At 65.1% G+C, this 24,897-nt stretch carries 23 protein-coding genes; 11 read left to right on the forward strand and 12 right to left on the reverse strand.

The window, feature by feature from the left end; translation table 11 throughout:
- Window positions 1-24 precede the first annotated feature (24 nt).
- Complete coding sequence (locus tag AAFG13_RS21080; protein ID WP_092123538.1) at window positions 25-732, reverse strand: CoA transferase subunit A; 708 nt, start codon at window positions 730-732, stop codon at window positions 25-27.
- A 76-nt stretch (window positions 733-808) separates the two neighbouring features.
- Window positions 809-970: a hypothetical protein gene (locus AAFG13_RS21085; RefSeq protein ID WP_342713214.1), complete on the reverse strand. Its 162-nt coding sequence runs from the start codon at window positions 968-970 to the stop codon at window positions 809-811.
- Between AAFG13_RS21085 and AAFG13_RS21090 the strand changes: the two genes are divergently transcribed.
- The 4 genes from AAFG13_RS21090 (at window position 964) to AAFG13_RS21105 (ending at window position 6,413) form a co-directional block, all read left to right on the forward strand.
- Complete coding sequence (locus tag AAFG13_RS21090; protein ID WP_212316282.1) at window positions 964-2,940, forward strand: AsmA family protein; 1,977 nt, start codon at window positions 964-966, stop codon at window positions 2,938-2,940. The two genes, AAFG13_RS21085 and AAFG13_RS21090, sit on opposite strands and share 7 nt — an antisense overlap.
- Before the next feature lie 191 nt (window positions 2,941-3,131).
- On the forward strand, window positions 3,132-4,517 hold the full coding sequence (locus AAFG13_RS21095) for an ABC transporter substrate-binding protein (protein ID WP_212316284.1): 1,386 nt from the start codon (window positions 3,132-3,134) through the stop codon (window positions 4,515-4,517).
- A gap of 178 nt (window positions 4,518-4,695) precedes the next feature.
- A complete protein-coding gene (locus AAFG13_RS21100; RefSeq protein WP_092123532.1) occupies window positions 4,696-5,565 on the forward strand; it encodes a sugar ABC transporter permease in 870 nt (289 codons plus the stop codon).
- Window positions 5,562-6,413 (forward strand): carbohydrate ABC transporter permease, encoded by an 852-nt coding sequence (locus AAFG13_RS21105; RefSeq protein ID WP_176533664.1) that lies wholly within the window; start codon window positions 5,562-5,564, stop codon window positions 6,411-6,413. Before AAFG13_RS21100 ends, AAFG13_RS21105 begins: the two co-directional genes overlap by 4 nt.
- Before the next feature lie 3 nt (window positions 6,414-6,416).
- On the opposite strand, the gene AAFG13_RS21110 is transcribed toward AAFG13_RS21105, so the two are convergent.
- From AAFG13_RS21110 to AAFG13_RS21125, 4 genes are all read right to left on the reverse strand, one after another.
- On the reverse strand, window positions 6,417-7,232 hold the full coding sequence (locus AAFG13_RS21110; protein WP_342713215.1) for an ABC transporter permease subunit: 816 nt from the start codon (window positions 7,230-7,232) through the stop codon (window positions 6,417-6,419).
- Window positions 7,232-8,146, reverse strand: coding sequence for an ABC transporter permease subunit (locus AAFG13_RS21115; RefSeq protein WP_342713216.1), 915 nt, complete (start codon window positions 8,144-8,146; stop codon window positions 7,232-7,234). Before AAFG13_RS21115 ends, AAFG13_RS21110 begins: the two co-directional genes overlap by 1 nt.
- Complete coding sequence (locus tag AAFG13_RS21120) at window positions 8,143-9,243, reverse strand: ABC transporter ATP-binding protein (RefSeq protein ID WP_342713370.1); 1,101 nt, start codon at window positions 9,241-9,243, stop codon at window positions 8,143-8,145. Before AAFG13_RS21120 ends, AAFG13_RS21115 begins: the two co-directional genes overlap by 4 nt.
- Before the next feature lie 315 nt (window positions 9,244-9,558).
- Window positions 9,559-10,728 carry a tetratricopeptide repeat protein gene (locus tag AAFG13_RS21125; protein WP_342713217.1) on the reverse strand — a complete coding sequence of 390 codons (1,170 nt, stop codon included), beginning with the start codon at window positions 10,726-10,728 and terminating at the stop codon, window positions 9,559-9,561.
- 346 nt (window positions 10,729-11,074) lie between these two features.
- On the opposite strand from AAFG13_RS21125, the gene AAFG13_RS21130 reads away from it, so the two are divergent.
- Window positions 11,075-12,304: a tetratricopeptide repeat protein gene (locus tag AAFG13_RS21130; RefSeq protein ID WP_342713371.1), complete on the forward strand. Its 1,230-nt coding sequence runs from the start codon at window positions 11,075-11,077 to the stop codon at window positions 12,302-12,304.
- A 7-nt stretch (window positions 12,305-12,311) separates the two neighbouring features.
- Here AAFG13_RS21130 and AAFG13_RS21135 read toward each other — a convergent pair whose 3' ends face one another.
- The 3 genes from AAFG13_RS21135 to AAFG13_RS21145 all read right to left on the reverse strand — a co-directional run bounded on the left by AAFG13_RS21135 (window position 12,312) and on the right by AAFG13_RS21145 (window position 18,687).
- Entirely contained in the window at window positions 12,312-13,778 is a 1,467-nt protein-coding gene (locus AAFG13_RS21135) for a glycerol-3-phosphate dehydrogenase (protein WP_342713218.1), read from the reverse strand.
- A gap of 341 nt (window positions 13,779-14,119) precedes the next feature.
- Window positions 14,120-15,691 (reverse strand): ABC-F family ATP-binding cassette domain-containing protein, encoded by a 1,572-nt coding sequence (locus AAFG13_RS21140; RefSeq protein ID WP_342713219.1) that lies wholly within the window; start codon window positions 15,689-15,691, stop codon window positions 14,120-14,122.
- A gap of 308 nt (window positions 15,692-15,999) precedes the next feature.
- Window positions 16,000-18,687 carry an EAL domain-containing protein gene (locus tag AAFG13_RS21145; protein ID WP_342713220.1) on the reverse strand — a complete coding sequence of 896 codons (2,688 nt, stop codon included), beginning with the start codon at window positions 18,685-18,687 and terminating at the stop codon, window positions 16,000-16,002.
- A gap of 231 nt (window positions 18,688-18,918) precedes the next feature.
- Here AAFG13_RS21145 and AAFG13_RS21150 point away from each other — a divergent pair, with 231 nt between their 5' ends.
- Entirely contained in the window at window positions 18,919-20,058 is a 1,140-nt protein-coding gene (locus AAFG13_RS21150) for an NAD(P)/FAD-dependent oxidoreductase (protein WP_342713221.1), read from the forward strand.
- A gap of 94 nt (window positions 20,059-20,152) precedes the next feature.
- Here the strand turns inward: AAFG13_RS21150 and AAFG13_RS21155 are convergent, their stop codons facing one another.
- Window positions 20,153-20,338 (reverse strand): DUF465 domain-containing protein, encoded by a 186-nt coding sequence (locus AAFG13_RS21155; RefSeq protein ID WP_050422666.1) that lies wholly within the window; start codon window positions 20,336-20,338, stop codon window positions 20,153-20,155.
- Between the two features lie 240 nt (window positions 20,339-20,578).
- On the opposite strand from AAFG13_RS21155, the gene AAFG13_RS21160 reads away from it, so the two are divergent.
- The 3 genes from AAFG13_RS21160 (at window position 20,579) to AAFG13_RS21170 (ending at window position 21,451) form a co-directional block, all read left to right on the forward strand.
- On the forward strand, window positions 20,579-20,785 hold the full coding sequence (locus tag AAFG13_RS21160; RefSeq protein ID WP_024583705.1) for a DUF465 domain-containing protein: 207 nt from the start codon (window positions 20,579-20,581) through the stop codon (window positions 20,783-20,785).
- A gap of 186 nt (window positions 20,786-20,971) precedes the next feature.
- Complete coding sequence (locus tag AAFG13_RS21165; RefSeq protein WP_342713222.1) at window positions 20,972-21,181, forward strand: hypothetical protein; 210 nt, start codon at window positions 20,972-20,974, stop codon at window positions 21,179-21,181.
- An 18-nt stretch (window positions 21,182-21,199) separates the two neighbouring features.
- Window positions 21,200-21,451 carry a hypothetical protein gene (locus tag AAFG13_RS21170; protein WP_050422668.1) on the forward strand — a complete coding sequence of 84 codons (252 nt, stop codon included), beginning with the start codon at window positions 21,200-21,202 and terminating at the stop codon, window positions 21,449-21,451.
- 3 nt (window positions 21,452-21,454) lie between these two features.
- Here AAFG13_RS21170 and AAFG13_RS21175 read toward each other — a convergent pair whose 3' ends face one another.
- Window positions 21,455-22,171, reverse strand: a complete 717-nt coding sequence (locus AAFG13_RS21175) for a GGDEF domain-containing protein (protein WP_342713223.1) — start codon at window positions 22,169-22,171, stop codon at window positions 21,455-21,457.
- A 146-nt stretch (window positions 22,172-22,317) separates the two neighbouring features.
- Between AAFG13_RS21175 and purE the strand changes: the two genes are divergently transcribed.
- Together purE and AAFG13_RS21185 are read left to right on the forward strand one after the other, a co-directional pair.
- Window positions 22,318-22,806: a 5-(carboxyamino)imidazole ribonucleotide mutase gene (purE, locus tag AAFG13_RS21180; RefSeq protein WP_212316300.1), complete on the forward strand. Its 489-nt coding sequence runs from the start codon at window positions 22,318-22,320 to the stop codon at window positions 22,804-22,806.
- Window positions 22,803-23,906: a 5-(carboxyamino)imidazole ribonucleotide synthase gene (locus AAFG13_RS21185; RefSeq protein WP_342713224.1), complete on the forward strand. Its 1,104-nt coding sequence runs from the start codon at window positions 22,803-22,805 to the stop codon at window positions 23,904-23,906. The genes purE and AAFG13_RS21185 overlap by 4 nt, the downstream gene beginning before the upstream one ends.
- Before the next feature lie 175 nt (window positions 23,907-24,081).
- Here AAFG13_RS21185 and aqpZ read toward each other — a convergent pair whose 3' ends face one another.
- Entirely contained in the window at window positions 24,082-24,804 is a 723-nt protein-coding gene (gene aqpZ / locus AAFG13_RS21190) for an aquaporin Z (RefSeq protein WP_092123506.1), read from the reverse strand.
- Window positions 24,805-24,897 lie beyond the last annotated feature (93 nt).

Here is a 24,897-nt window from a genome sequence, read left to right on the forward strand (position 1 = left end):
GGGGCTCTCCTGAAAATCTATGTTTTAGGCTGCGGGACGCGGGCGGGTGTTGCGGAACTCGATCCGCTTCTTGCCGGTCCCGACCTCGATGATGCGTTTGACGAAAATGCCGGGGGTGTGGATGTGGTCCGGGTCGATCTCGCCGGCCGGCACCAGATGCTCGACCTCGGCGACGGTGACCTTCGCGGCGGTCGCCATCATCGGGTTAAAGTTGCGCGCGGTCTTGCGGTAGACGAGGTTGCCGGCGGTGTCGCCCTTCCAGGCGTGCACGATGGCGACGTCGGCGAACAGGCCGCGTTCCATGATGTACTTCTCGCCGTCGAATTCCTTCACTTCCTTGCCTTCGGCGATCAGCGTGCCGACGCCGGTCTTGGTGTAGAAGGCCGGGATGCCGGCGCCGCCGGCGCGGATGCGCTCGGCCAGCGTGCCCTGCGGGTTGAACTCGAGTTCGAGCTCGCCGGCGAGATATTGCTGGGCGAACAGCTTGTTCTCGCCGACATAGGACGAGATCATCTTCTTGATCTGGCGCGTCTCCAGCAGCCGGCTGAGGCCGATGCCGTCGACGCCGGCATTGTTGGAGACGACGGTGAGGCCCTTGACGCCGGAATCGCGGATCGCGTCCGACAGGGTCTCGGCGATGCCGCAGAGGCCGAAGCCGCCCGACATGATCATCATGCCGTCCTTGAGGAGACCATCGAGTGCCGATTTGGCGTCGGGATAAACCTTGTTCATGCAATGAATACCTGATGGAGGGCGCGGAACGGCTCTGTCCAGCGGATTATTAGGCGAAATCTTCGCAATGCGTCAATCACGGCCCCGTGCGGCGACCGGCGGCGGCCTGCGACATCAACATGGCCTTGAAAGCGACAAGAAAACCCTTCAAGTTGCGTGGGTTGGCATCGGCTTCCATTGCGCAGCCGGCAGTGTTCGACGACGACCCGACAAAACTCAACCCGACCGGATATGTCATTGACGATTGCCCAAGGAATTAAGCGCCTGGGGATGCCGATCGCGGCGCTTCTCGGCCTGGCGCTCGTCGGGCTGGTCGGAACGTCGTGGTTCCTCAACCGGGACGCGCTGCGGAGCGCGGTGGAAGCGCAGATCCGCGCCGTGACCGGGCTCGAGCTCGTCGTCAACGGGCCGATCGACGTTTCGGTGTTTCCCGGCAGCTACGTCTCCTTTCACAATGTCGGGCTGAAGGGCGCCGATACCATCGATCCGGCCTTGCAGGTCGACGTGCTGACCGCGAACCTGCGCCTGCTGCCGCTGTTGCTGCGGCGGTTCGAGATTGCCGACGTCATGATGCTCCGCCCGCATATCCATGTGGTTCGCGACAGCGCCGGCGAAAGTAACTGGACCCCGTTCGTCGAGACCATCGCCAAGACGATGACGCCCGGCGCCGAGAACCAAGTGTCATTCTCGGAGATCAGGATCCAGGACGGCGAGCTGAATTACGAGGACGGCACCAACCACATCTCCGAACAGCTCGGCGACATCGACCTGTCGCTGGCCTGGCCCTCCATCTCGCGTTCCTTTGCCGCAACCGGCCAGTTCGACTGGCGCGGCGAGCGCGTCGACGGCTCGATCAGCGCCAGCGATTTCGTCGCGCTGCTGTCGGGCGACCGCTCCGGCCTCAAGGCGCGGCTTGCCAGCGCGCCGCTGAAGATTGCGTTCGACGGAACCGTCGCCAACCGCACCAGCCTGATGATGGAAGGCACGGCCACTATGGACAGCCCGTCGCTGCGCAACGCGTTGCGCTGGATGGGCCAGGCGCCGCCCGGCGGCGGTGGCGGCTTCGGCCGCTTCGCACTGAAGGCCCGCGCCAATGTGGTCGGCGGCTCGGTCGCGCTGACCAATGTCAATGTCGAGCTCGACGGCAATGTCGCCGAGGGCGTGATGACCTACGCCAATAACGGCCGGCAGACGCTGCAGGCGACGCTTGCCGCCGGCAATCTCGATTTCACGCCCTACATCTCGACATTCCGCCTGCTGGCCAGCGGCCAGCGCGACTGGAACCGGCAGCTGTTCGACCTCTCCTCGCTGTCGTCGACCGATCTCGACATGCGCCTGTCGGCCGCCAAGGTGACGGTCGGCCCGTCCAAGCTCGGCCGCACCGCGTTCGGCGCCAATCTGCGCGGCGGCGCGCTCGCGCTCAGTGTCGGCGAGGCGCAGATGTATGGCGGCATCGCCAAGGGTTCGTTCGCGATCGCGCGCTCGGATGCGGTCGCCGACGTCAGGGCGCAATTCCAGTTCACCGATGTCGATCTGCAGGCCTGTGCCAGCGAACTGTTCGGCATCAACAAGCTGTCCGGCCGCGGCAACCTCAACGTCTCCCTGACGGCGTCCGGCTCAAGCCCGTTCGGGCTCGCGTCGTCGCTGGACGGCACCGCGACGCTGAACGGGCATGACGGCGCGATCGCCGGCTTCAACGTCGAGCAATTGCTGCGGCGGCTGGAGAAGCGGCCGCTGTCCGGTGGCGGCAATTTCCGCTCCGGCTCGACGCCCTATGACAATCTCAGCGTCTCGGTGAAATTCGCCGACGGCGTCGCGACCGCCGACGACATCCATGTCGAGAGCCCCGCGGCGAAGATCACGCTGACCGGCACCGCCTCGGTGCCGTCGCGCGAGTACGATCTCAAGGGCGTCGCCAGCCTGACCTCGGCGGCTGCGGGCGGCACCGCGTTCGATCTGCCCTTCGTGATTCAAGGCCCGTGGGACGATCCGTTGATCTTTCCCGATCCGGAAAGCCTGATCCGCCGCTCGCCCGCATCCGCCCCGCTGCTCGACGCCGTGAAGGATCGCAAGACCCGCGACGCGGTGCGCTCGGTGATCGAGCGCATCACTGGCGGAGCCGCACGGCCCGCGGCCGCGCCCGATGCAGCGGCCGGCGCACCCGCCAACGCACCGGCGACGGCGGCCGAGAATGCCAAATCGAACTGATCAAAGTCGAACTGACCAAGGTCGAACTGATCAATCCATTCACTTTCCGCATCAATGCAGCGGGACTGATCCACGCTCTCCCGCGAGCCCCCTACAGAAGTCGTCGACGCGGCATCTTTATCGGGTCACGGGCATGCGCTAGTGTTTTCCCTAACCGGTTAAAAAAACCGGCCTCATGAGGGGAGAAGAACGTGAGATCCAAGGTTATCGGTGCGCTATCAATTGCGGTCGCTGCGGTCGGCCTGTTCGCCGCAACTGCACCCGCTCTGGCCCAGGGCAAGACGATCACCGTCTGGTGGGGCAAGGGATTTTACAAGTCCGAAGACGACGCGCTGCTCGATACGATCAAGAAATTCGAAGCCAAGACCGGCATCAAGGTCGAACTGTCGCAATACGCGATCCAGGACATGATTCCGAAGACGGTCGCCGCGCTCGATTCCGGCACCGTGCCCGACGTCGCCTATTCCGACACCTACGATGTGCAGGCCCAGGGCAAGTGGGCATTCGAGGGCAAGCTCGAAGACCTGTCCGACATCATGCTGCCGATGAAGGACGCCTTCGCGCCGAACACGCTGGAAGCGGCCCTGCTCTACAATGACGTCACCAAGAAGAAGTCCTATTACGGCTTCCCGCTCAAGCAGCAGAGCATGCACGTCCAGATCTGGGGCGACATGCTGGAGAAGGCCGGCTTCAAGGCCGATGACATCCCGACCAAGTGGGAGGATTACTGGACGTTCTGGTGCGACAAGGTGCAGCCGGGGATCCGCAAGGCGACCGGCCAGCGCACCTACGGCGTCGGCCAGCCGATGGGCGTGGAATCCACCGACTCGTTCCAGTCGTTCTACACCTTCATGGACGCCTACCACGTCAAGCTGGTCGACGACGACGGCAAGCTCCTGGTCGACGATCCCAAGGTGCGCGACGGCCTGATCCACGCGCTGAAGGATTATACCGACACCTACATCAAGGGCTGCACCCCGCCGTCCTCGACGACCTGGAAGGACCCGGACAACAACGTCGCCTTCCACAACAAGACGATCGTGATGACCCACAATTTCACGATCTCGATCGCGGCGAAGTGGTTCGAGGATTCGACCAACCCGGCGCTGACCGACGCGCAGCGCGCCGCCGGCAAGCAGGCCTACGAGCACGACATCATCACGGCGTCGTTCCCGAAGGCGCCAGACGGCTCGACGATCCGGTATCGCTCCGACGTCAAGACCGGGCTGATCTTCGCCAACGCCAAGAACAAGGCCGAAGGCAAGCAGTTCATCAGCTTCCTGATGCAGGAAGACAATGTGCGGCCCTATATCGAAGGTGCGCTCGGCCGCTGGTTCCCGGTGACCAAGGCCAGCCAGGCGAGCCCGTTCTGGCAGGCCGACCGGCATCGCAAGGCGGTCTGGAATCAGTTCACCGGCGGCACCGCGCCGTTCGACTTTACCAAGAACTGGAAGTTCACCATCCTGAACAATGAGAACGTCTGGGCCAAGGCCATGAACCGCGTCGTCAGCGAGAAGGTGCCGGTGGACAAGGCCGTCGACGAACTGATCGCGCGTATCAAGCAGGTCGCGGGGTAACGTTGCGAGACCGGCTGCCGCGGCACATTTCCCTGGTCGTCCCTGCGAAAGCAGGGACCCATACGCCGCGGCGGCCGTTTTCGAGAATACTGGTCGACGGCTTTCGCACAACAACGGAAGCCGGTGGTTATGGGTCCCTGCTTTCGCAGGGACGACAGCGGAGTGTAGGGTAACGTATATGGCGATCACGCTCTCCGCATCCGATGTCCCCTCGCCGCCACTGTCGGCGCGGCTCTCGCCGCCGCAGGTCTGGGGCATCGTGCTGCTCGTGCCCTATCTGCTCGTCTTCCTCGCCTTCGTGGTCTATCCGGTCGGCTACGGCCTGTGGCTGGCGCGTCATCCGTCAAGCTATGTCGCGCTTTACAACGACCCGATCTTCGCGCGCGCGGCGGTCAACACGCTGATCTTCCTGGTCATCGGCATCAACATCAAGATGCTGATCGCGCTGTTCCTGTCCGGCTTCTTCGCGCAGCAGCGGCCCTGGATCAGGTGGCTGTCGGTCATCTTCATCCTGCCTTGGGCGGTGCCGTCGATCCCGACCATTCTCTCCGTGCGCTTCATGCTCAACCCCGAATGGGGCGTGGTCAACCAGCTGATCTTCAAGTTCACCGGCGACGACGGCCCGAACTGGCTGAACGATCCGGCGGTCGCGCTCGCGATGGCGATCGGCGTGCACATCTGGAAGTCGCTGCCGTTCTGGACGCTGATCCTGCTGACCGGACGGCTCGCCATCCCGCATGATCTGTACGAGGCATCCGACGTCGACGGCGCCAATTGGTGGCAGAAATTCCGCTACATCACCTGGCCGTCGATGCAGACGCTCTACATCACCTGCACGCTGCTCTCGATGATCTGGACGCTGGGCGACTTCAACAGCGTCTATCTGCTCACCGGCGGCGGGCCCGCCGACCTCACCCACGTGCTGTCGACCCTCGGCATCCGCTATCTCAGGCTCGACCAGCTCTCGCTGGCGATGGCCTCGATCGTCTGCGCGATGCCATTCGTGCTGCCGCTGGTCTATTACATGATGAAACGGTTGTCGCGATGAAGCTGCCCACCCTCCGCGAAGTCGGCACCGAAGCCAAGCTGCTGCTGATCGGCATCCCGGTCTTCATCTGGACCATGATCCCGATCTACCACATGTTCGTGTTCGCGATCTCGCCGAAGGAGGACGCGTTTACCGGCAAGCTGTGGCCGACGCATCCGACGCTGCACAATTTCTCCATCGTGTTCCACCAGCAGCATTACTTCCTGCGCGACTTCTGGATCCAGTTCTGGAATTCGGCCGTGATCGCGCTCGCGGTCGGCGCGCTGACGCTGTTCGTCGCGACCGCAGCGGCATTCTCGATCTCGCGGCTGCGCGTGCCGGGCGGCCGCGCTGTGATGAATCTGGCGCTGTTCACCTACTTCATCCCGGCGGCATTCCTCGCCGTGCCGATGTACCGCACCATGGGCACCTACGGCCTGCTCAACAACCACTGGTCGCTGATCCTGGCGATGGTGACGATCGCCGCGCCCTACGCGATCTGGGTGCTGAAACAGGCTTCCGACAAGCTGCCGGTCGAGCTCGACGAGGCCGCGACGATGGACGGCGCCACCACGCTGCAGCTGTTCCGCCTGGTCTATGTGCCGCTGATGATGCCCTCGCTGGTCGCGGTCGGCACCTACGCGATCCTGCTCGCCTGGAACGAGTATCTCTACGCGTTCCTGCTGCTATCGAAGGACACCGACATCACGCTGCCGGTCGCGCTCGGCAACTTCCTCGCCGCCGACGACTCGCCGTGGGAGCTGTTGATGACCACCGGCTTCATCTACGCGCTGCCGCCGGCCGCGGTGTACTACGCCTTCAAGCGCTACATGGTCGGCGGGCTGACCGCAGGCGCCGTCAAGTCGTGATGTTCACAACGGCGCGGCGCTCTCGCCCTGCGAGCTCGACAGTTTCGAGGCGAACGAGGCGACCAGGATGATCACGGCGATCAGCGCGATCACCAGCGTGCAGATCGCGTTGATCTCGGGCTTCACGCCGAGCCGGACCTCGGAATAGATCCGGATCGGCAGCGTCGCCGAGCCGGGACCGGTGGTGAAGCTCGCGATCACGACGTCGTCGAGCGACAGCGTGAAGGCCAGCATCCAGCCGGCGATGATCGCCGGCACGATCAGCGGCAATGTCACCAGGAGGAACGCGCGCACCGGATCGCAGCCGAGGTCCATCGCGGCCTCCTCCAGGCTGCGGTCGAGCGTGGCGAGGCGCGACTGCACCACGACGGTGACGAAGCACATCGTCAGCGTGGTGTGGGCGATCGTCACCGTCCAGAAGCCGCGCTCGGCATTCAGCGCCACGAACAGCAACAGCAGCGACAGTCCGGAGATCACCTCGGGCATCACCAGCGGCGAATACAGCATGCCGGAGAACAGCGCCCGCCCGCGGAACCGTTCGCCGCGCGCCAGCCCGACCGCCGCCAGCGTGCCCAGCAATGTCGCCAGCGTCGCCGACACCGCGGCGACCGACAGGCTCATCCACGCCGCCTCCAGCATGGCGCGATCGCTGAAGAACTCGTGGTACCAGCGCAGCGACCAGCCGCCCCACACCGTCACCAGCCGCGAGGCGTTGAAGGAGTAGATCACGAGGATGACGATCGGCAGATAAAGGAACGCCAGCCCCAGCGCCAGCGACGTCATGTTGAAGCGCGTGAGCCTGGTGACGGTGTGCGCCATCAGCGATTGCTCTCGAGTTGGCGGCGTTGCAGGCGGTCGTAGAGCACGAGCGGCGGCACCAGCAGCAGCAACAATGCGACCGCCGCGGCTGACGCCACCGGCCAGTCCTTGTTGGTGAAGAACTCGAGCCACAGCGTCTGCCCAATCATCAGCGAATTGGAGCCGGCGAGCAGATCGGGGATCACGAACTCGCCGACAACAGGAATGAAGCAGAGCAGCGCGCCGGCGCCGACGCCCGGCAGCGACAGCGGGAACGTCACCAGCCAGAACGCCTGCAGCGGCGAGGCGCCGAGATCGCCCGCGGCTTCCAAAAGCGAGGCATCCATCTTCGAGAGCGTGGCATAGAGCGGCAGAATCATGAACGGCAGATAGGAGTAGACGATGCCGAGATACATCGCGCTGTCGGTCGACAGCCAGACCACCGGCGCGGACACGATGTGCAGCGCCAGCAGGATCTGGTTGAGCAGGCCGTCATGCTGCAGGATGTTGATCCAGGCATAGATGCGGATCAGAAACGAGGTCCAGAACGGCACGATGACCAGCATCATCGCCACGCCCTGCCAGCGTTGCGGCAGCCGCGCCATGCCGTAGGCAATGGGATAGCCGATCAGCAGCAGGATCAAGGTCGAGGTCACGGCGACGACGAGGCTGCGCAGATAGGATAGGATGTACAGATTGTCCTGCAGCAGCAGGCGGAAATTATCGAACGACAATTGCGCAAAGGCAGCCGCCAGCGCCGCGCGGCCCTCCGTGAAATCGAACACCGGCGTATAGGGCGGCTGCGCGATCGCGGTCTGCGACAGGCTGATCTTCAGCACGAAGCCGAACGGCACCAGGAAGAACAGCACCATCCAGAGATAGGGCGCGATCGCGGCGAGCCGCGCCGGCCGGGCGAAGATGCGGCGCGCGCTCATTGCTCGAGCACCAGGCAGTCGTCGGCGGTGAACCACGCCACCACGCGCTGGCCGGCAAGATAGGCGTCGACATCGAGCCGTGCAGTGTTGGCCATCGACGAACGCACCACCGCGCCGGATTCCAGCCTCACCCTATAGCTCGTGACGCCGCCAAGATAATTGACGTCGGCGACGACGCCCTCCAGCCGGTTGATCGCCTGTGATCCGCTCGCGTCCGAGGCTGGTGCGCGGCGCGACAGCTTCACCTTCTCGGGGCGGATCGCGACGCTGACGACCTCCTTGGTCACCGGCGGCCACAGCTCGCTGACCGCGAGCGTGCCCGCCTCCGCGGTCGAGACCGTCAACCGTCCATTCTCGCGGGCGGCGACCTGGCCGTTGAACAGGTTGATGTCGCCGACGAACTCGGCGATCCAGCGCGAGGCCGGCGCCTCGTAGAGGTTGCGCGGGGTGGCGACCTGGACCAGACGGCCGGCATCCATCACCCCGATCCGGCCGGCCATCGTCATCGCCTCCTCCTGATCGTGGGTGACGATGATGAAGGTCATGCCGAGCCGGCGTTGCAGCTCCATCAGTTCGGCCTGCGTGCTCTCGCGCAGCTTCTTGTCGAGCGCAGCGAGCGGCTCGTCGAGCAGCAGCACCTGCGGGCGGCGCGCCAGCGAGCGCGCCAGCGCCACGCGCTGCCGCTGTCCGCCGGAGAGTTGGTCAGGCTTGCGCTTCTCGAGCCCCTCGAGCTTGACGAGCGCCACCATCTCCGCAACGCGGGTCGCGATGTCACGACGCGCCATGCCGGCGCGCCTAAGGCCGAAGGCGATGTTGTCGCGCACCGACAGATGCGGGAACAGCGCGTAGTTCTGGAACATCATGTTGACGGGCCGCTCATGCGGCAGCACCTGGGCGATGTCGCTGCCGCCGAGCAGGATGCGGCCCTCGTCCGGGGTCTCGAAGCCGGCGAGCATACGGAGCAGCGTGGTCTTGCCGCAGCCGCTCGGCCCAAGCAGCGCGAAGAACTCGCCGGCGCGAATGTCCAGCGAGAGCTGGTCGACCGCGCGGAAATTGCCGAACGACTTGGCGACGCCCTCGATCCGCAGCAGCGGCATGTCCGAGACGGTCGGTTCAGGCAACGGCTTCGCCGCCTCCGCACTCGCTTCGCCCGATGTCACGTCCGCAAGCCCCGATTCCCCGCAAGGTCCGATGATGGCGGCAAACTAGCGGCGGATCGCCACCGGCTCAACCGCTTCACGGACATCTCCCGCAATATTGTCGACGCCCGCACCTCTGCTGGGCGTGGACTCAAAAGCGCGTGCTCAACCGTAGCGATCACATTCGCGATCTCTTTGTCAGCAATCGGAAACGCTGCGCTCAAAGGCTCAGCATACCGTTACGCGTCAAGCGGATCACCGTCTTCAAGCAACTTAGGGGCTATTCCCCGACGCATTTGGCGCACGAAACGTGGCTTGGGAGCCAAGCTGCGCCTTCAAGACCAGGTCGAAGCTGAGGCGCGTTTTTCCATCCTGGAACACCACGCCGTTCGGGCTGAAGGCGACCTTGTCCGGGCCCTTGTTCAACGTCTGCCAGTTGTACGATATGGCGACGATACCGTAAGCCGAAACCGGCTTGACCTCTCCGGCATCTGCCACGCCATTGCCATTGGCATCGCGCCACAGGGCGAGGCCGGCCAGTTCTTTACCAGTCAAAATGCCATCGCGGTCGTCATCGAGTGCGGCCAGCGGTGCATATCCGTTGTCCCAAAACATCCAAAACGTGATGTTGCCGAACAATTGCCGGCCGCTGCTAATTTTGCCATCAAGCTTCAAGTCGCTAACAAGCCAGGCAGCTTTGGGGGTAATCCAGCTCCATTCGCGACTCAACCCGCTGCCGTCCAGGTCGAACGTCACCCGCGCGTCGGGTGCTTCGAGGTCGGTGATCGTGAGCCCATCGGCCAGCGGCACAGCGATGGGAGTGACCGGGTACGGCAGCTTTCCCATCATGGCAGCGTGGTCCTTCAGCGTCTCGATCTCGCGCTTATCCTTCTCGACGTCGAGAAGCGGGACGAGGTAAGAGACGACTTCGCCGGTCAGAGTCCGCCCGCCGAATCCACTGAACGTCAGGCTCTTTTCCTTCTCCCAGGCGTCGGTTGCGATCGTTCGATACTGCTTCACCGCGTCGTCTTTCCTGCCGGCCTGCTCGGTCAACCAGGCGAGGCCGAGTCGGATGACAAGGTTATCCTTATCCAGCTCCAATGCCTGCTTGTACGCTTTCAACGCGGCTTCTAGGTGCGCCTGGGAGGCGGTACTCCAAGTGGAGTCAACGGCAGTCATGACGGTACCGAAAGGAACGGCCGGTGGCTGAATGCCATGGTAGGCCTTCGGCACCGTCAGCGGATCAGACTTCTGAGCGTAAGCCATGCCATGCGCACGACCAAGGTTCAGCAACGCCTCGACGCTGGTAGGATCGTCCTTGGCGATCTTCTCTAGGTTATCGATAAGCCTTGTGACCGGGATCCGCTCCTCTTCCACGCCCACATACCTGCCGAGCGCCGGCGACGTCGCGGCAAGAAAAACCACCAGCAAGATCAAGCGCACGGCGACTCCCATTTGTAAGGGAAGATTGTGGTCAATTTATCCGGTGCACACTGAGGATGCTAGGGTCTGGATGGAGCTTGTGGCGTATGCACGGACGAGTCGCTGCCAGGAAAAGTTTGTCGACGGTTCATGAACCAACTCGAGCCTCCGGCGCTGTCGGTCTTGCGATGCTGTTGAGGGCTAAGCAAACTTAAGCCCCGAAGTGGCTCGTTGCCTTTATGAGTGCATGCCCTAGACTTCGCAGCCGAATTCGGGAGGACAACCGATGATTCACGACCGCTACGGCCTGCAGCTGACCACCGCGTCGGACCGCGCCGCCGCCTACTATGTCGATGGCGTCGATCGCATGCTGGCGGCGCTGCATGGCGCGGATGCCGCGTTCGAAGCGGCGATCGCCGAGGACCCGGAGTTCGCGTTGGCCCATCTCGGCCGTGCCCGCGTCCACCAGCTCAACATGGAGGGTGCCGCGGCCCGCGCCAAGGCAAACGATGCGCGCCAGCTCGCGCCGGCCGCGAGCCCGCGCGAGCGTCAGCACATCGACATCATCGCGTCGGTGATCGAGGGCCAGGGCAAGAAGGCGATGACCGCAGCCGAACAGCATCTCAGCGAATATCCGCGCGATGCGCAGATACTCTCGCTGTTGCTCGGTGCCTTCGGCCTCTATGCCTTCTCCGGCCGGTCCGACCATGACGCCGCGCGGCTCGCAATCTCGGAACGTTATGCCGGCGACTATGGCGACGACTGGTGGTTCCTCACCTATCTCGGCTGGTCGAAGACCGAGGCCGGCGACCTCATCTCGGGCCGCGCCGTCACCGAGCGCGGCTATGCGCTGAAGCCGGAGAACGCCGGCGCCGCGCACGCGGTGGCACATGCGCTGTTCGAGCAGGGCGACGCGGCGGAAGGCCGCAGCTTCCTCTCCGCATGGCTGCCGGCGAATGATCGCACCAGCTTCCTGCAGGGCCATCTCGCCTGGCACCTCGCCTTGATCGCGATCGAGGAAGGCGACGCCGACGGCGCGCTCGCGATTTACGAGCAGCACATCAAGCCGGCGGGCCGACCCTATCCGCCGCTCAATATCTACACCGACACGGCCTCGCTGCTGTGGCGACTGTCGGTCGCCGGCAAGACCGGCCTCGAGCCGCACTGGAAGGATGTCGCCGCCTATGGCGATGGATTTTTCCCCAAGGCCGGTGCCCATTTCGCCGACGTGCACCACGCGCTGGTCGCAGCCACGACGAACAACGATGCGCTGGAGACGCGATTGGCCGAGATGGCGGCGCGCGACGCCGACGGCAAGCTGGCGCCCGGCCCTGCCGCGATCGGACTCGGCCGAGGCGTTGCCGCCTTCGCCGCCGGCGACCATGAGAGCGCCGTGCGCATCCTTGCGCCGCTGATGCCCGAGCTGGTGCGGATCGGCGGCAGCCATGCGCAACGCGAATTGTGGGAGGACACCTTCATCGTCGCATGCCTGCGTGCCGGCCAGGGCCGGCAAGCGACGGGCCTGATCTCGGAGCGGCTGCACCGTCGTCCGTCCCGGCGCGACCTCGCCTGGTCGCAGGAGGCGGCAAGGCAGTAGCCGAACCTCAATCGCCCTTCGCCATGAACGCCGCAAGCGCATCGCGATCGGCTTGCGGCATGGACAGGCCGAGCTTGGAGCGGCGCCACAGGATATCGTCGGGAAAGCGCGCCCATTCCTTGCGCATGAGGTAGCGCACCTCCGCGCCGGTCAGCTCCGGGCCGAAGGCCGGACCGAGATCGGCCTTCTGCTTCGCCTCGCCCAGGATATCCCTCACGTTCAGCCCGTAGGCGGCCACCAGCCGCCGCGCCTCGCCCTCGCCGAGGAATCGCCAGCGGTCGCGCGCGATGTCCACCTCGGTCTCGAAGCGCTGCCAGGCGAATTCGCCGCCCGGCAGCGGTGTCGTCGCAGTCCAGCGCGGCGTCATCGGATAGAACCGCGTGAACTCCGACACCGCCCGCTCCGCGCGGCGTCGCGAGGTGGTGACATCGCCGCCGAAGATGGTGAGCAGCGGCGCCTTGCCGCGCCGGAAATCGAGCGATGCGGCGCCATCGCTGCTGCGCCGGCGCGCGGGAGCGACGACGGAATTGGCGCCGGAGATCGTGCGCAGCACATCGGCCGGGGTGATCTGCTCGCGAAAATAGCGATTCGCTGCGTCGCAGAGATAGGCCACCTCACGCACGCCCATCGCGACAATGGCCGGATCGCCCTTGAAGGGATGGCTGACGCTGCCGATCAGGGTGAAGTCGCGCTCGTAGGGACTGGCGAAGATCAATTGTCCGTCGGAGTTCTGGAACGCATAGACGTTGTCGCAGTCGAACAGGCGGCGCACCACGATCTGGCTGATCTGCACGGTCGCGAGCCGTGGCGCCGGCACGCGCAACACGGTGTCGGCGACGGAGGCGGTCCATGCGCCGGTCGCGTTGACCAGCGACCGCGCCGTGATCACCCGGCGATAGCCGCGGTCGATCGCGACCAGCCGCCAGGTGTCGCTGCGCTCGGCCCAGGTGACGCGCGCGCCGGTGCGGATATCGGCGCCGCGCGCCGCGGCATCGACGGCGTTGAGCACGACGAGCCGCGAATCGTCGACCACGCAGTCGGAATATTCGAACGCGGTTCCGAACGGCCGCTTCAGCGCATTGCCGACCGGATGGTGGGTGACATCCAGCGTCGTCGAGCGCGGCAGGCCGCTGCGCGAGGCCAACCGCTCGTACAGCAGCAGCAACGACCGCAATTGCCACGGCGGCCGTTCCTCGGCATGCGCCGGGATCGCAAAACGCGCCGGCCGCACCAGATGCGGCGCGATGCGCAGCAACACATCGCGTTCCCTGAGCGCCCTGTGGACGCGGAAGAACTCACGCCGTTCCAGGCCCGCCAGATCGCCGTGGACCAGCCGCGGCGAGGCCCCCGACGCGCCGGAGCCGAGATCGCCCTGCTCCAGCAGGATCACGCGCAGGCCGCGGCCGGCGGCATCACGCGCAACGCTCGTGCCGTTCAGGCCACCGCCGATGATCGCGAGATCATAATCCGCCATGGGCAACGGCTATCGCATTTCAATGCGAACGAAATACGTGTTCGCACGAAAAATGCGTCAAGGTGCGGCGCTCAACGACGTGATGCCTGGGTGAAGCGGTCTCACGGCACACTCCACCTCTCCCGCTTGCGGGGACGAGCGACGCTTGCACGATTTCGGAATATTGGAAGAATGCCTCTGAGTTGCCCGACGTGTCAAGTCGCCGGCTCGAACGCCAGCCGCCGCCGGCTACTTTGCATGGGGTTGTTTTCGATATTTTGGCAGCGCCCCTGCGACGCCTTCGCAAGCGAGAGGAGGCACACCGTCTTCGCGACGACGATCCGATCTGCCTCCATCACGCGCTAATCCGCAGCGGTCGCGGCAAAGAAGCCTTCGGGTCCACTGGACTCGATCAGCCTCTTGCCTTCGATCACCCAGAACCGGTTGGCGACCGTGCGCACGAACTGGCGGTCGTGCGACACCAACAGGCAGCTGGCCTGCTGCTCCATCAGTTCCTCCTCCAGCGTCTCCTGGCCCTCGATGTCGAGGTGGTTGGTCGGCTCGTCGAGCAGATAGAAGTTCGGCTGGGTGAGCCGCAGCACCAGCATGCCGAGACGGGCCTTCTGCCCGCCCGACAGCCGCCCGATCGGACGGCCCTGCATCTCGATCGAGAGCCCGGCGCCGGCGAGCAGGCCGCGCGCCCGCTGGTCGCCGACCGCAAAGCGCTGCGTCAGCATGCGCAGCGGCGTGTCGCCGTCCGCGAGATCGGCCAGCGCCTGGTCGCAATAGCCAAGCACCAGCGACTCGGTGGCCCTGATCTCGACGGCTGCCGCCTCCGCGTCCTCGATCGCGAGCCGCAGCGCCGCGACGAACCGGGTCTTGCCGGCGCCGTTCGGCCCGAGCAGCGCGATCCGGTCGCCCTTGCAGATGAACTGCTGGCCGGTCGTGAACAACGGCCTGCCGTCAGGGGTGGCGATCGCAGCGTTGTTCAGCCTGATCAGAACCTTGGCATGGGTATCGCGGTTGGCGAGCCGGATCGTGCCGGCCGAGCGTTCGACATGCGCAGGCTTTGCCGTCTCCACGAGCTTTTCGGCGCGCTGCTTCAACTGCTTGGTCTTCGACAGCAGAAGGTCGCTGCCGGAATTGATGCCGAGGTTGTTGAGCTTGGCCGCCTGCTGTCGCAGCTGCCGGACGGCCTTCATGTCGCGCTGGAAGCGCCGCTCGTCCGAGGCATCGAATTCGTCGAGAGCCGCGCGCGCTGCGATGTAGGGCAACGCGAACAGCTGCGACCGCTCCGGGCGCAGGAACAACGTCCGGTTAGTGGTCGCATCGAGGAAGGCGCGATCGTGGCTCGCAATCACCACCGGCATCTCGCGCGGCAGCGCATTCAGCCAGGCCTCGAGCCGGCCGATTTTGGCGAGGTCGAGATGGTTGGTCGGCTCGTCGAGCAGCAGCACGTCGGGCTCGGTCACCAGCACGCGGGCAAGCATTGCGAGCCGCAGCCAGCCGCCGCTCAATTGCTTGAGCGGGCGCGCCCACAGTTCGTCCGGCACGTCGAGCGATTGCAGGGCGACGTCGACCCGCCAGCTTTCGCCGGCGCGTTGCTCGCCGGGTAGCGCCTCGAGCACGGCGGCATGGAACGGGGTGTCCAGCAGTTTTGGCGGTGCATCCTGCTCGACATGGCCGACGGTCAGTCCGCGCGCGCGGGTGATGTCGCCTTCGTTGGGCTCCATGCTGCCTGTGATACAGCGCAGCAGCGTGGATTTGCCGCGGCCGTTGGCGGCGACGAGGCCGATCCGGTCGCCGGCATTGACGACAAAATTCAGTTCGGAAAACAGCGGCGCGTTCAGCGTCACGCCGAGATTGCGTGCATTGATGAGGGTCACGATCAATTCTCTGGTCTTGCCGGCGATCACGACACGATCCAGAGGCATCCAGCCATCATCGGATGTGCGTGTCGGTGCGCGGCGAGGGATTCAAATGCAGGCGCGAACGCTCAAACGTTCGACGCCGCACGGCCACGAAGGGCAGACCAGGAAGAGATTTTGTCCGAGTTTCCGGTCAGCCCTGCAAACGCATTTGCAGGGCGTTGACGGGGCCACGCTTGAGGTGGGGATCAGTGAATCTCGCCACGACGCAGCCCTCCTTTCTCGGCAAAATGGTGTGGTGAGCCGAGATTTAACCGGACGCGCCGCGGATGGCAAGCGCCGCCGGCCGGGCCGGTCCAACGGTTCAGGCCGACTTACCCCGCTCTGCGCACGGTCTCGGCCAGCCGGTCGCCGCCGACCAGCGCGGCAAATTGACCGATCGGGGCCGGCCGGCCGATCAGATAGCCCTGCACCGCGTCGCAGCCTTCCTCGGAGAGGAAGCTGAGCTGCGCCTCGGTCTCGACGCCTTCGGCGACGATCGACATTTCAAGGCCGTGGCCGAGATCGATGACCGCACGGACGATCGCGGCCGATTGCGGATTGCGGCCGAGATTGATGACGAAGGCGCGGTCGATCTTGATCTTGTCGAACGGAAACGCCTGCAGATAGCTCAGCGAGGAATAGCCGCTGCCGAAATCGTCCATCGAGATGCGCACGCCGAGCGTCTTCAGCCGACGCAGCAGCGACAGGCCGCGGTCGAAATCCTCGATCAGCACGCCCTCGGTGATTTCGAGCTCGAGCCGGTCGGGCGTCAGCCCGGTCTCGAGCAGGATCGAATGCACGAGCCCGACGAGGTCGCCATGGGTGAATTGCGCCGGCGACAGGTTCACGGCGACCTGCATCGGCACCGCCCAGGAGGCGGCCTCCCGGCAGGCTTCGCGCAAGATCCATTCGCCCATCTCGACGATCAGGCCGCTTTCTTCCGCGAGCGGAATGAAGTCACTGGGCGGCACGAAGCCGCGCACCGGATGGTGCCAGCGCGCCAGCGCCTCGAAGCCGATGATCTGGCTGCCCGCAACGCTCGCGCCGGTGGCCGCCTGCGGCTGGTAGTAGAGCGACAATTCGCCGTTCTTGATCGCGACCGACAGCTCCTGATGCAGCACGCGGCGATCGCGGATCTGCTGGTCCATCTCCGGCTCGAAGATCGAGATCGTGCCGCGCGACTTGGCCTTGGCGCGGAACAGCGCCGCGCCCGAATTGGCCAGCAGCGAGGCGGCGTCGGATCCGTTGTGCGGGAACACCGCGATGCCGGTGGTGAGGCCGGTGCGCACCGATTTGCCGTCGATCGCGAAATCCTCACTCAACGCCTCGGCGGCCTGCTCGGCCAGCGCAATGCCGGCGGCCGGCTGCTGGCCGTCGATGATGAGGCCGAATTCGTCGCCGGACAGCCGCGCAACCACGCCGCCGCGCGCCACGGTCTGCAAGCGCTGCGCGACTTCGATCAGCACCTTGTCGCCCATCGCATGGCCGTAGACGTCGTTGATCTCCTTCAGCCCGTCGAGGTCGACGCAGAGCACGGCGAACTCCTCGTCGGTGCCGTCGCAGGCCTCGATCATCTGGGTCAGCGCCTGCAGGAACGCGGCGCGGTTCGGCAGATCGGTCAGGCCGTCATGGTAGGCCATGTGCGCCATGCGCGACTCGGTCTGGCGCCGGTCGGTGACGTCCTCATGGGTCTTGATCAGATATTGCGGCTCGCCGGCGTCGTCGAGCACGGTCATGCGGCGGGTCAGGAACAGCCGCAGGCCGTCCTTGGTCGAGATCGGGTGCTCCTCGGCGATCATGCTGCGCTTCCTGATCGCAGCCTCGTCGCGGGCGAGGATCAGCTTGGCTTCGCGCGCATTGAAGATGTCGGAAGCCGTCAGCCCGACGGCGTCCTCGCGGCGGCGGTTGAGGATCGTCTCGGCGCTGCGGTTGGCCAGCAGATAGCGGCCGTCGCTGACGCGCTGCACGATCAGCGAGACCGGGATGTTGTCGACCACGAGCTCGAGGAATTTCTTGTTGTTCTCGAGCTCGCGCGACAGCGAACGGCGGTCGGTGACGTCCTCGAACAGCGCGATCAGGAATTCCGGATCGCCGGCCTCGTTGCGGGCGATCACGCGGTTCGAGGCCAGGATGCGCTTCTCCGAACCACGTTCGACGAAGAATTCGCTGCGGTGATAGCCTTCCGGCGCGTCCAGCGCGGCGCGGTCGGCGGTGTCGATGCTGGCGGCGGTCTCGGGACGGAAGATCTCGTCGGCCCGCTTGCCCACGATGTGATCGCGCGAGAAGCGCGAGAAGCGCTCGAACGCGCGGTTGGCGAAGATGTAGCGGCCATCCTCGATGTTCTTGGCCGCGACGCAGACCGGGACGTTGTCGAGCACGGATTCGAGGAATTGCGTGGTCGAGGCGAGCTTGCGCGACAGCTTGCGCTGGTCGGTGCAATCAAGATGGGTCGCGACCGAGCCGCCGTTCGGCAGCGGAAAATATTTCACCAGGACTGCCCTGCCGCCGGGCAGTTCGGTGACCAGCCCATCGGGCGCTGCGGCCCTGGCAAAGAAATCCTCGGCACTGATGTCGAGCACGCCGCGGTCGCGGCGCAGCTCCAACAGCTCGGTGCCGGTCATGTTGCGCCTGATGTCGGCGCGCGACAGGCCGTAGATGTCGAGATAGCGGTCGTTGCAGAACACGATGCGCTCGCGCGCATCGGTCATCACCACGCCCTGGTTCAGATGGTTGAGGGCGGACGACACGAAGGCGTTGCGCCGCAATTGCGCGCGCTTGGCCTTGCGCAGAGCCGAAAGGATCCACAGCCCGACCGCGCCGAGGAAGGAGGCAACCACCACGCTGCCGATCAGGAGCTCCCAGACCACGCCGGGATCGAGGTCACCAAGGTAGGTCGACGGTGCGAAGGAAGCGGAGGCTGCTCGGGCTGCGCCGACCGGCACGACGGCGGCGATCAGGCAAAGGACGGCCCTTGCCGGAATCGAATTCTTCCCGCCCGCCTGCCACTTCCTGCCAGCCATCAATCACCCGCGGATTTCCGGGGCGAGTGTCCGGCTCCGGCGGTTTGGATCGGGTAAACGCGTAGGGATGCAACTGGAAAATGCCACTTAATGTACGGCAATTGCCCTGACATGATTAATGCTGCCCTAACAGGGCATGGCTCCCCAACTATTTGAGATGGCCCAAGCACTTGCCTAATAAGCACTTGCCCAAAACGATGGGATCGGCTGAACGATGTTGGCGGCAACGGCGTGGCTGCGCGGAAATGTTCGGACGTGAAGGACGAGATGGACAGGGTTGATTGTGTGGTCGTCGGTGCGGGGGTGATCGGCCTCGCCGTGGCGCGCCGGCTGGCACAGGCCGGTCGCGAAGTGATTGTGATCGAGGAGGCGGAAGGGATCGGCACGGTGACCTCGTCGCGAAACAGCGAGGTGATCCACGCCGGCATCTACTACCGGGCCGGCAGCCTGATGGCGCGGATGTGCGTCAGCGGCAAGCGGGCACTTTATCGTTACTGCGCCGAGCACGGCATCCCGCACAGGAATTGCGGCAAGCTGATCGTCGCCACCACTGCCAAAGAGACCGAAAAACTCCAGTCGATCCGGGCTCATGCCGAGGCCAACGGCGTCGACGACATGCAGCTTCTGTCCGGCGAGGCGGCACGCGCGCTGGAGCCGGCGCTGAACTGCGACGCGGCGCTGCTGTCGCCCTCCACCGGGATTATCGACAGCCATGCCTATATGCTGGCGCTGCGCGGCGACGCCGAGGCGGCCGGAGCAGCATTCGCCTTCCATACGCCGCTGCTCCGCGCCAGGGCCACGGCCAACGGGTTCGAGGTCGAGGCTGGCGGCGCGGCGCCCATGGCGCTCGCCTGCGATCTCCTGGTCAATGCCGCCGGCCTCGGCGCAACGGCCGTCGCGCGCAACGTCGAGGGCATGCCGATCGCGTTGATCCCAACGGCCTATCTGGCCAAGGGCAATTACTTCAGCTGCAGCGCCAGGGCGCCGTTCTCGCACCTGATCTATCCGGTGCCGGAGCCCGGCGGGCTCGGCGTGCACCTGACGCTCGACTTGGCCGGACAGGCGAGGTTCGGCCCCGACGTCGAATGGATCGATCACATCGATTACGCCGTCGACCCCGATCGGGCCGAGCGGTTCTATCCGGCGATCCGGAAATACTGGCCGACCCTGCCGGACGGGGCGCTGATGCCGAGCTATTCCGGAATCCGGCCCAAGATCGTGCCGCCGGCGGTCGCGACCCAGGATTTCCTGATCCAGGGACCGGCCGATCACGGCGTCGCGGGCCTGATCAACCTGTTCGGGATCGAATCGCCCGGACTGACGTCGTCGCTCGCGGTCGCCGACCATGTCGGCGAGCTGGCAGAGCTCTGAGCAAATGCAGCATGGCCTCCCGGGGGATGCGCGCCGCGGCGTTCATCCCTCGGTAAAAGGCCAGACTATTTTGCAGATTTGCGGAGGAACCGGCTTAGTGGACCGTGTCGTCGGCGGAAAGTCTCAACCGCTCGATCTGGTCCTTGACCATCAACTTGCGGCGCTTGAGCTCGCAAATGTGGAGATCGTCTACGGAGGGGTGAACGAGTGCTTCGTGCAGTTCGTTCTCGAGTATTTTGTGCTTACGCTCCAGCTCAACGAGATGGGCCTGTATTGCCATTGCGAACACTCCTCGGTGCGTTAAACCTCAGGTTCGATCCGGACCAATAAGTCTACACGAGTGGGCCGTACTGTCGATAGGGGACGCGAAATGCCGCACGCACTCATTTCGGTTTATCTGTAACTAATCGTGACTATGGAACCGGTTCGGCTTGCGCCGCGCGCGCTCAGGGAGGATATTCCGGCGAGCGGCTGCTTCGGTCGCAACAACCTCGTCGTGCTTACCAGTCAATACACAACCATGAACGATCAGGATGAGCGCGAACTCCTCGCCGAGCTTGCGCGTCTGCAACAAGAGCACCGCGACCTCGATGCCGCGATCGACGCGCTGCATCAATCGCCGGCGCCGGATCTCTTGATGCTGCAACGCTTGAAGAAGCGGAAGCTGCAATTGCGCGACCGCATCGCCTTCATCGAAGATCAGATCACGCCCGACATCATCGCCTGACATCCGCCTCGGCGGTTCGGCGGCCCACTGGTTCAGATCCGGCGGCGGTTTTCCCCGTCATCCACAGCGCTTCACTGGCTTCACGTTCGCGGCAACGGACGCGGGTGCGCTTTTCGGCGCTTGACTCCAAAAGAACAAAATAAGAACATGTCGATCCAGCCGCCAGCCATCAGAGGGAGTTTCGCCATGTCCGCACCGCCTTCCCTGCCCGACAACAGCCGCTACGAGCAGGCCTGCGATCAGGCGATCGCGATGTGCGACGGCAACCTACGCAGCACCATCAAGGCGCTGATCATGGCCAACGAATATCTGGAAACCGAGCTCGAGGAATTGCAGGCCGCGATCGCGGCCGGCTGCGTGCCGGCGCGAACCCATGCGGCGAGCGACGCCGCCTGATCTTCAGGGAGCACAGCAATGGCGGACGTGACCTATTACGTGGCGCTGCCTTTCATGCAGGACGACGATGGCACGCCGGTCGCCGGCAGTGCCGAGGAATGCCAGAGCTCGGCGATCGCGCTGCGCCGGGCGGAGACGATGTCGCGGATGCCCGGCAGCATCGGCGCCGTCGCGTTCAGCCGCACCGGCGATCCCGCGATCGGCGAATTCGGCGATGCCAAGCTGCTGCGGGCCTACGGCAATGTGCCGGAGGATCTGAGCGCGCTGTAATTTTCAGACTTCATGGCGCCGCTGCGCCTTGCGCACGTACATCGCACGATCGGCCTCATCGAGCACGCGATCGGCGTCCGAATGCGCGGTGAGGATCGCAACGCCCGCGGAGGCGCCCGCGGAGACCCGGCTGCCGCGGAACACGAAGGTCAGGCGGTCGATCGCTTCTTCAAGTGCAGCGGCCTTGGCGCGGGCATCGGTCTCGCTGAGATTCCACAGCAGCACCGCGAACTCGTCGCCACCGAGACGGCCGATCACGTCGGAGGCGCGCACCTGGTCCGATATCGCGGCGACGATCGTCTTCAGCACCTCGTCGCCTGCCGCGTGCCCGAAGGCATCGTTGATCGGCTTGAGGCGGTCGACGTCGAGCACGATCAGCGCGCCGGAGGCCTGATAGCGCTTGATAAAGGAGAGCGAACGGACGAGCTCGCGCTCGAAGCCGCGCCGGTTCAGGATGTCGAGCAGGAAGTCGGTCTCGGCGGAGGCCTGCAGCTCCTCGATCCGGGCCTGGGCCCGCGCCAGCTGCGCCCGCAACCTGCGGATCGTGGATTTGTCGCCGGACGCGACCGCGCCCCGCGTGGAAGCTTCGGTTCCAGCCGCTTTGGTTCCCGTCCCCTTTGTTGCCGTCGTGCCGGGTGCGGATTTGCGCGCGGCGGGCGCGCCTTTTCGTCGTTTTGCCGCCCCGGAGGCCGCCGCCGTCGTCTTCTTCTTCATGCGCATCCTTGTTGAGGCCTGCTTATGAAGGCTTGCCGGGATTCACCAAGACAGGATAGTCCATTCTAACTCCCTTGCCACGCCTTGGATGACGCCCGGGCCGCCCCTATAATCCGGCCTATGCTTTTGGATTCCTGCACAGAATTGAAGAGATGACCGCTCCGATCGCCATCATCATGGGAAGCCAGTCCGACTGGGAGACCATGCGCCATGCCGCCGAGACCCTGGCCGCGCTGGGCGTTGCCTGCGAAACGCGCATCGTTTCGGCGCACCGCACCCCCGATCGGCTCTATGCCTTTGCCAAGGGCGCCAAGGCGGCCGGGCACAAGGTGATCATTGCCGGCGCCGGCGGTGCCGCGCATCTGCCGGGCATGACGGCCGCGCTGACGGAGCTTCCGGTGTTCGGGGTTCCCGTCGAGTCGAAGGCGCTGTCCGGCGTCGATTCGCTGTACTCGATCGTGCAGATGCCGGCCGGCATCCCGGTCGGGACGCTGGCGATCGGCAAGGCCGGAGCGATCAATGCAGCGTTGCTCGCGGCAAGCGTGCTCGCGCTCAACGATCCTGCACTGTCGGTCCGTCTTGCGGCCTGGCGCACGCAGCAGACCGATGCGGTCAAGGAGCATCCGGAGGGCTCGGCGTGACGGCTTCGAACCTCGTGAAGCTGAAGCCGGGCGACACCATTGGAATCCTCGGCGGCGGACAATTGGGCCGGATGTTGGTGCTTGCCGCCGCGCGCCTCGGGCTCCGCTGCCAGGTGTTTTCGCCGGATCCGGACTCGCCGGCCTTCGACGTGGTGCAGAACGCGACCTGCGCGGAATATGCCGACGTCGAGGCGCTCGAACTGTTCGCCAACGACGTCGACGTCGTCACCTATGAATTCGAGAATGTCCCGGCAGCGACCGCGATGGTGCTCGCCGCGCGCCGTCCGGTCCTGCCCGCACAGAAGATCCTCGAGACCACGCAGGACCGGCTGATCGAGAAGGATTTCGTCAGCAAGCTCGGGATCGGCACCGCCGATTATGCCGACGTCTCATCGGTCGCCACGCTACGCGCAGCGATCGAACGGATCGGCCTGCCTGCCGTGATCAAGACCCGCCGCTTCGGCTATGACGGCAAGGGCCAGGCCATCATCCGCGCCGGCGACGACCTCGAGCAGGTCTGGCAGGACCTCGGCACCAAGTCAGCCATCCTCGAGGCCTTCGTGCCGTTCGAGCGCGAGATCTCGGTGATCGCGGCGCGCTCCGCTTCCGGCGAGGTCGAGTGCTTCGACGTCACCGAGAACGAGCATCGCGACCATATTCTGAAAACTTCTCGCGCGCCGGCCGCGATCCCCGACGAGCTTGCGGCGCAGGCACGGGCGATCGCCGAAAAGATCGCCGCAGCGCTCGACTATGTCGGCGTGCTCGCGGTGGAGATGTTCGTGGTGCCCGGTAACGGCGCAGCGACGGTGCTGGTCAACGAGATCGCGCCGCGCGTGCACAATTCCGGCCACTGGACGCTCGACGGCGCCTCGATCTCACAGTTCGAGCAGCACATCCGTGCGATCGCCGGCTGGCCGCTGGGCAAGCCGGTGCGCCACGGCGATGTCACCATGACCAACCTGATCGGCGACGACATCCTGAGCTATGAGCAGTGGCTCACCGTTCCCGGCGCCACCGTGCATCTGTACGGCAAGGGCACGCCGCGCCCTGGCCGCAAGATGGGGCACGTCACGGAAGTGACGCCGGCCCGCAAGCCGTAATTAATTCCACTCCGGCCGCCGCCTTCGACTCATCGATGGAAATGGGATCGTGGCGGCCACGATCCCATTAGACCATCGGCTCTGATTGAATCAGAACCGATGCTCTGGCTTTGCGCTTTGACGCGTTTTCTTCACGCGAACCGGCGTCCACTTCGCTCGAAAACGCTCTGGCGGATCACGCAGTCTTGACGCCGGCGACGATGCCGGTCGGCTCGTCGCTGAGCCAGCGATAGATCACGCCGCCGAGCGCGCCGCCGATCAGGGGCGCGACCCAGAACATCCAGAGCTGCCCCAGCGCCCAGCCGCCGACGAACAGAGCCGGCCCGGTGCTGCGCGCCGGGTTCACCGAGGTGTTGGTGACGGGAATGCTGACCAGATGGATCATCACCAGCGCGAGGCCGATGGCGAGCGGCGCGAAGCCGGCGGGCGCCTTGCCGTGGGTCGATCCCATGATGATGAACAGGAACATCATGGTCATCACCACTTCGGTGATGAAGCACACCACCATGCTGTAGTGGCCCGGTGAGTGCGCGTCATAGCCGTTGGAGGCGAAGCCCTTGGTGACATCGAAGCCGGGCGCGCCGCTGGCGATCACATAGAGCAGCCAGGCCGCGATGATCGCGCCGGCGACCTGCGCGATGATGTAGGGCAGCACCTGGCCGCCGGGGAAACGCCCGCCCGCGGCGAGCCCGACCGTCACGGCCGGGTTGAGGTGGCAGCCCGAAATATGGCCGATCGCATAGGCCATGGTCACCACACTCAGCCCGAAGGCCAATGACACGCCGACCAGACCGATCCCAACCTGCGGAAAGCCGGCCGCGATCACCGCGCTGCCGCAGCCAGCGAATGTGAGCCAGAACGTACCGATCAGTTCGGCCGCGTATTTCTTCATGTCCATGTGGCATCTCCCCTATTTCCAATGTCCGGGTTATCTGAAACTCCGGGAGCGGCCCCGATCCTGGCGCCAAACCACCCAAATCAGGGCCGCACG

Origin of the sequence: Bradyrhizobium sp. B124 (assembly GCF_038967635.1) — a bacterium.
In the GTDB taxonomy this organism is placed as follows: Bacteria; Pseudomonadota; Alphaproteobacteria; order Rhizobiales; family Xanthobacteraceae; genus Bradyrhizobium.